Here is a 1955-nt window from a genome sequence, read left to right on the forward strand (position 1 = left end):
GTGGTGCTGTTGGTTTATTAATTGCGTTCTATATAGAACAAAAATGATGCCCGGCTTGGGCATCATTGATTTCATTTGGGCTATTATAATGGGATATGCAGACGTAAACACGCCGCTAAGACTGTCGGACGCTCATCACCCACAAACCGGTTCAGAAACTGCAAGGTCCGGGGATTGGATGAATGGTTGAGCACTTGGTCCGGCGTGCCTTGTTCCGTAATAACTCCACCGTCCATCATAATCAGCGTGTCCGCGACATCGGCGGCAAATTTCATTTCATGGGTTACGATGACCATTGTCATGCCTTCGGATGCCAGCTCCCTGATGACTTTCAGCACTTCCCCAACAAGCTCTGGATCGAGCGCCGAGGTCGGCTCATCGAACAGCAGAAGTTCCGGTTCCATGGCCATCGCCCGGGCAATGGCGACCCGCTGCTGCTGGCCGCCGGAGAGCTGATGGGGATAGGAGTCCGCTTTATCCGCAAGCCCCACTTTATCCAGCAGCTTCAAGGCCCGCTGGCGTGCTTCCTCCTTGGGCAGCTTTTGGACGGTGACCTGCCCTTCCATGACATTACCGAGCGCCGTCATATGCGGAAACAGATTATAGGACTGAAAAACCATTCCCGTTTTTTGCCGCAGCGCCAGGACATCCTTCTTCGGGAGCTTCTTTCCATCAAAGCTTAGCGATATTCCGCCCAGCGAAATGTCCCCCTTGTCCGGAACCTCCAGCAGATTGAAGCAGCGCAGCAGCATTGTCTTGCCTGAGCCGGACGGGCCGATAATGACCAGCACCTTGCCTTCCTCCAGCGTCACATCCACGCCTTTAAGCACTTGAAGCGGGACAAACGATTTTCCAGTAATCTTGCAGCACCGTCAGGACCGTACAAAATACCAGATAAAAGACCGCTTTGATTGCGTCCAGGCTGGATTGTTCCCCGCTTCCGGTTTCCGCGTTCTGCGACGGTGAAGCCGCAGGCGAATTGCCGTTGTTAGCATTTGTTCCGCAGGCGGCAACCAAAATGACGGTCAGTACCAGCAGAAGTGTCAGGCTGAATTTTCTCATTGTTATGAACCCTCTCTCTTCTCTTTTTTTCTGATCTATTGAACATCTTTTTTCAGCACATTGAATATTACATGTTCATAGAATGTTCGTCAATATAATTTTGATCGGCTTTGTCGGAATTGTGTATTGTTCTACCATATCCTAGAGCAGAACTCTGTTTTCCAATATATTTTTCATACTGATATGAGACTTGGAAGGTCCGAGTTTAATAAGAGAATCTTGGAATTCGGCAAGCTCTTCGATCGATGCGGTTTGCACTTTAATCAGATAATTATATTCCCCGCTGATTCGGTACAAATCCGTTACTTCCCTGGCTTTGCTGCAAAAATCAACGAGCTCCTGGCAATGTTCAGTTTTTAACAGGATAAAAGTCGTCGTTCCCCGATTCAGATTGCTTAAATTCAATGCTGTGGAATACCCGGAAATGATCCTTTTATCCTCCAGCTTCAAAATCCTTTCTTTAACCGAAGGCTGGGACATGCTGATTTCTTTGCTGATTTGTGAAATGGACATTCGTGCATTGTGCTGCAGCAGCTGCAAAATCTTTCTATCAATATCATCTATCGGATGCTCCATATCCGTAATCCCCCTTGATTCAGTTATGTAAAAAAATTAAGCCATATCCAGCTAATTAACTTATAATTCATAACTATTTTATCAAAATATGCTTATTTATCATATGTATTTAACACATATAAATTTCTATACTATATAAGATGAACTTGAAAAATGTAATCAGGGTAAGGAGTAACGAAGGGGAAGTTTGGAACTGTAGGAGCGATAGCGATCGCCTTTGTCTCCGGATTTCAACCGCAAGTGTGGATTAAATCAAGAAATCTGGAGACAACAGCGGCCGAAAGTCCAAACGTTCCTCGTAGTTGCGACTGGTATCT

At 46.2% G+C, this 1955-nt stretch carries 3 protein-coding genes; all 3 read right to left on the minus strand.

All coding sequences use genetic code 11. The features are described 5' to 3' along the window. Positions 1–83: 83 nt before the first annotated feature. Positions 84–860, minus strand: a complete 777-nt coding sequence (locus L691_RS0107980) for an amino acid ABC transporter ATP-binding protein (RefSeq protein WP_051459329.1) — start codon at positions 858–860, stop codon at positions 84–86. After that, a complete protein-coding gene (locus L691_RS0107985) occupies positions 823–1062 on the minus strand; it encodes a hypothetical protein (protein ID WP_025689875.1) in 240 nt (79 codons plus the stop codon). Before L691_RS0107985 ends, L691_RS0107980 begins: the two co-directional genes overlap by 38 nt. 141 nt (positions 1063–1203) lie before the next feature. After that, a complete protein-coding gene (locus L691_RS0107990) occupies positions 1204–1638 on the minus strand; it encodes an Lrp/AsnC family transcriptional regulator (protein WP_025689876.1) in 435 nt (144 codons plus the stop codon). Positions 1639–1955 lie beyond the last annotated feature (317 nt).

This window comes from Paenibacillus zanthoxyli JH29, from assembly GCF_000520715.1.
Taxonomy (GTDB): domain Bacteria; phylum Bacillota; class Bacilli; order Paenibacillales; family Paenibacillaceae; genus Paenibacillus_AQ; species Paenibacillus_AQ zanthoxyli.